Annotated in this window: 5 protein-coding genes; 3 read left to right on the top strand and 2 right to left on the bottom strand. The window is 45.5% G+C overall.

Annotated features, from left to right (window positions below; translation table 11 throughout):
* Positions 1-256 precede the first annotated feature (256 nt).
* From ACRD6K_RS12595 to ACRD6K_RS12585, 3 genes are all read left to right on the top strand, one after another.
* A complete protein-coding gene (locus ACRD6K_RS12595; protein ID WP_430973522.1) occupies positions 257-1768 on the top strand; it encodes an NAD(P)H-hydrate dehydratase in 1512 nt (503 codons plus the stop codon).
* A gap of 121 nt (positions 1769-1889) precedes the next feature.
* Positions 1890-2993, top strand: a complete 1104-nt coding sequence (locus ACRD6K_RS12590; protein WP_430973521.1) for a DUF4831 family protein — start codon at positions 1890-1892, stop codon at positions 2991-2993.
* 153 nt (positions 2994-3146) lie between these two features.
* A complete protein-coding gene (locus ACRD6K_RS12585) occupies positions 3147-4613 on the top strand; it encodes an aminoacyl-histidine dipeptidase (protein WP_430973520.1) in 1467 nt (488 codons plus the stop codon).
* A 60-nt stretch (positions 4614-4673) separates the two neighbouring features.
* Here the strand turns inward: ACRD6K_RS12585 and ACRD6K_RS12580 are convergent, their stop codons facing one another.
* Both ACRD6K_RS12580 and ACRD6K_RS12575 read right to left on the bottom strand, forming a co-directional pair.
* Entirely contained in the window at positions 4674-5330 is a 657-nt protein-coding gene (locus ACRD6K_RS12580; protein WP_430973519.1) for a carboxypeptidase-like regulatory domain-containing protein, read from the bottom strand.
* 11 nt (positions 5331-5341) lie between these two features.
* Entirely contained in the window at positions 5342-6733 is a 1392-nt protein-coding gene (locus tag ACRD6K_RS12575) for a CsgG/HfaB family protein (RefSeq protein WP_430973518.1), read from the bottom strand.
* Positions 6734-6743: the final 10 nt, after the last annotated feature.

The raw sequence follows: 6743 nt of genomic DNA, 5'->3' as shown, positions 1-6743 counted from the left end.
TCGAACACCTATGATGGCGACATGGTTGACAAGTACTGGAAAATGACTGAGCTGGGGCTGGAAGAAGATGAGCAGTCGTTGACCACCAATTAACAGCATTACAAACCAATGGTGTCCTTGTGTTTCTATACTTTCCGGTGGCTGGCTCTCGGGGCCGCACCGGCAAGGATACCGAAGAAGGGCTCCAGTTCGTTTAAACAATTTTGTTGCTAGGCAATTTGATGATGTTTTTGTATTTTCGGGAAAAGTCAAAAACATGAAAATACCGACCACTAAACAGATAGCAACGATTGATCAATTGACTATTCAGAATGAACCCATTGCCGATATTGACCTGATGGAGCGAGCCTCGCTTCAAATTGCCAATTGGTTGATTCATCATATTTCCAACGAAAAAACACTTTACTTCTTTGCTGGTCCGGGGAACAATGGCGGTGATGCGTTGGCTATTGCGCGGATGATGGCAGACCACGATTATCAGTGTTCGGTGTTCTTGCTCAATTTTGGAAAGGCGCTGACCGGATCGCCGGCAGAAAACTGGCGTCGACTGGAAGAGCAGGGAAAAGTAGCACTTGGCATTATTGATTCAGAAACGGCTATTCCTGCTATTCCCTCTGATGGCATCGTATTGGATGGCCTGTTTGGTTCAGGCCTGAGTCGGAAGCTGGATGGCTTGCCACTTTTGGTGGTTGAAAAAATCAACAGTTCGAGGGCGCAGGTTATTGCCATTGATATTCCGAGTGGATTGTTTGGCGAGGATAACAGTCAAAATGATTTATCGGCTGTTGTACGGGCATCGCATACGCTTACTTTTCAGTTTCCTAAACTGAGTTTTTTATTTCCTGAGCATGACGAAATTCTCGGACAGTGGGAAGTTTTGCCCATTGGGCTTCATCCGGATGCTATTGCTGCGACCGAAACGCCTTTTCATTTGGTGACACTTGATGAAGTGACGAATAAAATGACCCGGCGAAAGAAGTTTTCGCATAAGGGAACATACGGACATGCTTTGCTGGTAGCTGGTTCTTATGGGAAAGTGGGAGCGGCTATCCTTTCCTCAAGGGCTTGCTTGCGTTCGGGAGTAGGTTTGTTAACAACGCATATTCCCCATTCGGCTTATCAAATAATACAAACAGCCATTCCAGAAGCCATGTGTTCAATTGATGCTTCAGACTTGATGTTTACCGAGTTTCCGGACTTAACACAATTTTCCGCTGTTGGGGTTGGCCCGGGCCTGGGCTTGAAGCCCAATTCACAACGCGCATTAAAACAATTGCTGGAAGCTAAACCTTCAAAATTGGTGCTGGATGCAGATGCCCTGAATATCTTAGCGAAGCATCCGGATTGGCTGGAATTACTTCCTGTTAACACGGTTTTAACCCCGCATCCCAAGGAGTTTGAACGCCTGGTGGGAGAGACGCCTGATTCCTATACCCGGCTACAAAAGCAAATGAAGTTCTCCCGAAAATACCAGGTTATTGTGGTACTGAAAGGAGCTCATACCTGCATTTCGTGTCCCGATGGGCAGGTTTTTATCAATGCAACGGGTAATCCGGGCATGGCAACAGCCGGAAGCGGCGATGCTTTAACGGGCATCATTCTGGGTTTGTTGGCGCAGCATTTTCCTCCGCTTGATGCGGCTCAGCTAGGCGTGTTTGTGCATGGTTTGGCAGGAGATCTGGCTGCTGAACAGCAGGGGGAAGTTGCTTTGATTGCGGGGGATTTGATTGATACTTTGGGCGAAGCTTTTTCTGTATTGGTAAAATAAAAGCCTAAACTTTTGGTTCTTATTTCTGTGCGGCGACGAGAAAATGCTAATTTTGTTTCCGTCCTTCATTTTTGAAGGTTCATAATTTAATTTTGATTTCAATTTTAATTTGATTTAAACCATGAAAACATACGTGCTAGTGGCCTTGATTTTGGTTTCGTCCACGGTCTTTGGCTTTCAAAAAGATGATAAAAAGAGTAATGACAATCTGACTGTTCCTACGGAAGGAATGGTGTATAGTTTACCGCGAACCGGTGTTCGTATTCATGTGAAGGCGAAACAGGAGAAGTTCTTTCACGGACCTTATTTTCAATATGCCGAAGCTTTGTTGGGAATTAAAAATGCACCTTCGTCGGATTTTGAGCGCTGGACCATTACGGATATTCAGATTGAAACCTTTAGTGAGCCCGATCCGGAGCAAGTTCACAAGGCCATGGGGCGTGCCGGGGCCATGTTAAGCCTGACGGAGTCGGGAGTTTTGGCAGGCATTAATTCAGATACACCTACTGCGGCAGAAAGCTATGCCGTATCAACTTTTTTGGGCGATACCAAAACCCCGGAGTTCCCGTTTTTGGATTTGTCTCTGAATCCTTTTTATGAAATGGGGGACTCAGCCAGTAGCCGGGCTTTTGTGACCAAGTCCATTGAAGAAAAAGCGCAGGAAGCTGCCCACACGGTAACTAAGTTACGTAAGCGTCGTTTTAAATCCCTGGCCAATGCCTACGAAGAGCAATTGCCTGATGGGCGTGCTTACGAGTTGATGGTTGAAGAGCTGGACAAGCTGGAAGAAGAATATGTTGGCCTATTTGTTGGCAAGTCATACACAAAGTCATTTGAATACAGTTTCGATTTCATCCCTGGAGGAAGCGATGTGTCAGGCGAAGTGGCTTTCCGGTTTTCTGAAAACAAAGGCGTGCTTCCCAAAACGGATTTGAGTGGCAAACCCATTGTGGTGGATCTGAATAAACTGGATGATCTATCATCGGCTCAGGAGAAACTGAAAACTTCGTCCAGTGCAGTTGCCGGACAAAGCGGCATTTTTTACCGGATTCCGGGGAAAGCCGAAATTAAGGTTCTGAACGGATTAAACACCATGGCGATTGCCCGAACAACCATTGCCCAGTTTGGCACGGTGGCTCCATTTCCGGAGAGCTTGCTGGATGGAAGCTACCGCATCTCTTTTCATCCAACAACAGGAGCCGTAAAAAATGTAATGGAAAAGTAGGCGTGCTTTCGACACAACCAAAAATTTTCAAAATTGAATTTAGCCCTATACGACTTGTTGTATGGGGCTTTCGTTTACAATTGATATAAGTCAAAAACAAGTTACGTCATTAAATTGTACTTTTAAGGAATTAGAAAATTAACACGATAAGTTATGAGTCAGAAAATAGTCGAATTGCAACCCAGCAAGCTTTGGGAGAATTTCCACCAGTTAACCCAAATACCACGTCCATCGAATCATGAAGAGCAAGTACAGGAATTTGTTTTCAACTTTGGAAAAGAACTGGGCCTGGAAACCCTAAAGGATGAAGTTGGAAATATTATAGTACGAAAGCCAGCTACCCCGGGTATGGAAAACCGGAAAGGGGTTATTTTGCAGGGGCATTTGGATATGGTTCCGCAGAAAAACAGCGAAAAGGAACATGATTTTGTAAACGACCCGATTGAGGCTTTTGTTGATGGCGACTGGGTGACGGCCAATGGCACTACCCTGGGAGCTGACAATGGAATCGGAGTGGCTGCAGCCATGGCGGTTCTGGCTTCAAACGATTTGAAACACGGCCCACTGGAAGTGCTGTTTACGGCAACAGAAGAAACAGGAATGGACGGAGCCGAAGGATTGAAGGCGGGTGTATTGCAAGGCGAAATATTGTTGAACACCGACTCGGAAGATGAAGGTGAGCTTTATGTTGGCTGTGCCGGAGGAGAAGATGTTGGCATCCGTTTTACATATACCGAAGAGCAAGTGCCGGCCAATGCGGTTGCTTTTGAAGTGAATATTACCGGACTGAAGGGTGGTCACTCAGGCATGGATATTATTTTGCAGCGGGGCAACGCCAACCAGGTATTTTTCAGGTTGCTGAATGAAGCCTATCTGGCTGTTGGAGCCCGCTTGGCAAGCATCAATGGCGGAAGTTTGCGCAATGCTATTCCTCGCGAGGCTTTTGGTGTTATTACTGTTGAAGCGGACAAAAGCGATTCGCTGAAAAATCTGATTGAAACAGAGTTTACTGCGATTAAAAAGGAACTTTCAGCGACTGAGCCGGAAATGAGTCTGAGTATTGTTGAAACAAAACTTCCTGTAGAGTTGATTGATGAAAACACTCAGGTTAATTTGACCAAAGGAGTTTTGGCATGCCCCAATGGCGTAATTCGGATGAGTGACAGCATGCCTGGTTTGGTGGAAACATCGAGCAATATGGCCAGTGTGAAGTCGGATGCAGCCGGAAAAACGATTGACATTGCTTGTTTGATGCGCAGTTCTGTTGATTCAGCCAAAGCGAACCTGGGCAAGCGAATTGCTGCTGCATTTAGCATGGCCGGAGCAAAGGTGAAATTCTCCGGAGCTTATCCGGGCTGGCAGCCTAACATGTCATCGCCAATTCTGAAAACCATGCAGGAAGTATATCAGCAAAAATATGGCAAAGTGCCGGAGATTAAAGCCATTCATGCCGGTTTGGAATGTGGAATTCTGGGCGGAACTTACCCTCATTGGGATATGATTTCTTTTGGCCCAACGATTCGTTTTCCGCATTCGCCAGATGAAAAGGTGAACATTGCCACCGTTCAAAAATTCTGGGACTTTATGGTTGCCACTCTTGAGAATATTCCGGTGAAATAGTGATGTTGTCTTAAAAGAAAGAGCGCCTGATTAAAGACTAATCAGGCGCTCTTTTTTTGTTTAATTTGTGTCTGAATTATCCCCTGTTTTAAAACTCCAGGTTGGACCATTGGCGACAATGTTTCCATCGTATTTAGCCACTACATACCAATAGTAAGTGGTGTTATCGGCTAGGTTGTCAACAACAACCTCCTTAACCGTCAGGCTTTCTCCAACAATGGTTTGAGTACTGGAATTGGATATGAAAAGGTAAACATCGTAAGAAAGGCTGATGTCTGATTTTGACTGATCTACCTTCCACTGCATGGTAAAGGACCGGAGTTGGTCAACTGCTCCATTGCCCGGAACCGGATCGAAAATGGTTACCGAACCATAATCTTTATCGTCTTTTTGTAACACGATATTCATTTGAGTCTGTTCCCGATCATAAACAGAAACGATGATTGTACTGCTCAAGTACTCTTTTTTTCGTGCCGTAACACTTACTTCGCCACTGAGAACTTTGCTAAAGGAAAACTCGCCCGAATTATTGGTAAGGACAGATGAGCTTGCCGGGTTGGTCGCGACAAGTACCCCCTCCAGAGGTTCGTAAGTTTCTCCGTCAACAATTACCCCGTTTAAACTGCCGTAATAGGTAACGTCAACTTTTTCATCTTCGCATGCGGCCAGGAGCAGGAGGAAAAGCAGGAAGATGCTGATGTGATTTATTTTTTTCATAACCGTATTTTTTATTTGATGTAATATTTCAAGCCTAACTTGAAGCCATAAAATGAATCGTTGTAAACACCGCTGATAACTTTATCGTACCGGTCGTTAAGCATGTAATTAAGATACCCTTCGGCCGATACAGCCATTTTGTTGGTCAGCAGGTATTCAGCTCCGCCGCCAAAGCTGGCAAAGGGGATGAAGCGTTTCTCTGAAAGACCAACGTCATGGGTTCCTGAGCGATGAACAGCTCCAGCGCCCAGGTAGGCGAAGGGCGATAATTTTTCATAAGGAAGAAAATAGTAGTTCAGGTTAAGTTGGGAGAGGAGTTCGCGGAGGTCAAAATTGTTTTGAGCATGAACCATGGCTCCGGAGTTCTCCAGTTCCAGATGAAGGTGTGGGGTAATTGATTTTCCAATGGTAAATGTTCCAATGGGGCGAATATCTCCGGCCGTATAGTCTCCATCGTAGTACAGGGCTCCGGCTTTAATTCCCAGGCTCAGTTTTCCGTGAAATCGTTCTTTTTTGAACTGCCTTCCCACATGGTCTTTGGTCAGGTTTTCGGTTTTCTCTTCTTTGTAACGCAAAAAGGCACTACTCAGCGTGTCTGTCTGGTTTTCAAGCGCCCATAGTTTATCAAAAACACCTTCTATAATTAAGCTTTCAACAGCTTTTTCGATGGCTTCGGTTACACAAATTTCAGTGGGTTCATTATAGGTGAATCCGGTCTCCGCTTCCAAAATACGTTTCAATTTTACGTAGCGGAAAAAGCCTGCCGAAACTTCCTGCGAAAGGATGGATTTGGTGGTGTACACGGTTTTCAGAATTTTTCCGTTGGCTGTTGAAACGGCACGCAGGTAAATGCTGATTCGATCTTCCCGGTATTGTCCCGAAAGGTCTGCTCCAAAATAACGCATGCCGGCACCGCCTGTAAAGACATTGGATTCATAAGATACGATGCCGCCCTCGAGAATAACACCGGCAAAAAGCAATGGAGGCAGTAATGCTCCGTTGCCATTGTCTCCTTCGTATTGTGCACGGCTCGAGCGGATGATTTTGCGTTCATTTAATAAGTTGGAGATGTTCTCTCGTTCGATGGGAATGAACCAACCTGATTCTTCGAGAGCTCGGATTAGGATTGTGGTGGCTCCTTGCGTGACGGCAGTTGACCAGTTTGCTCCTGTTACGGAGGGTTTGTATTGGCCTGTCTGATCACGAAACTTGTAGACAGCAGCCACAATTTTTTCCTGGGGCTTGGGAAGTTCCAGAAGGTCTTTTTTTACCGGGGTTTCGGGACCTAATGAGGCGCGTCGGGGGGCTAGCGGCTGATGAATGTATGAACCACAAGCGGTCATAAACATCAGAAGCAATAGCGCACACGAAGCCCTATACAGCTTTCGTCTCTGTTTCATCATAGTTAGTTTA

It is taken from the genome of Sunxiuqinia rutila (assembly GCF_050589705.1).
GTDB lineage: Bacteria > Bacteroidota > Bacteroidia > Bacteroidales > Prolixibacteraceae > Sunxiuqinia > Sunxiuqinia rutila.
This window is presented reverse-complemented; position numbering and strand designations above follow the sequence as displayed.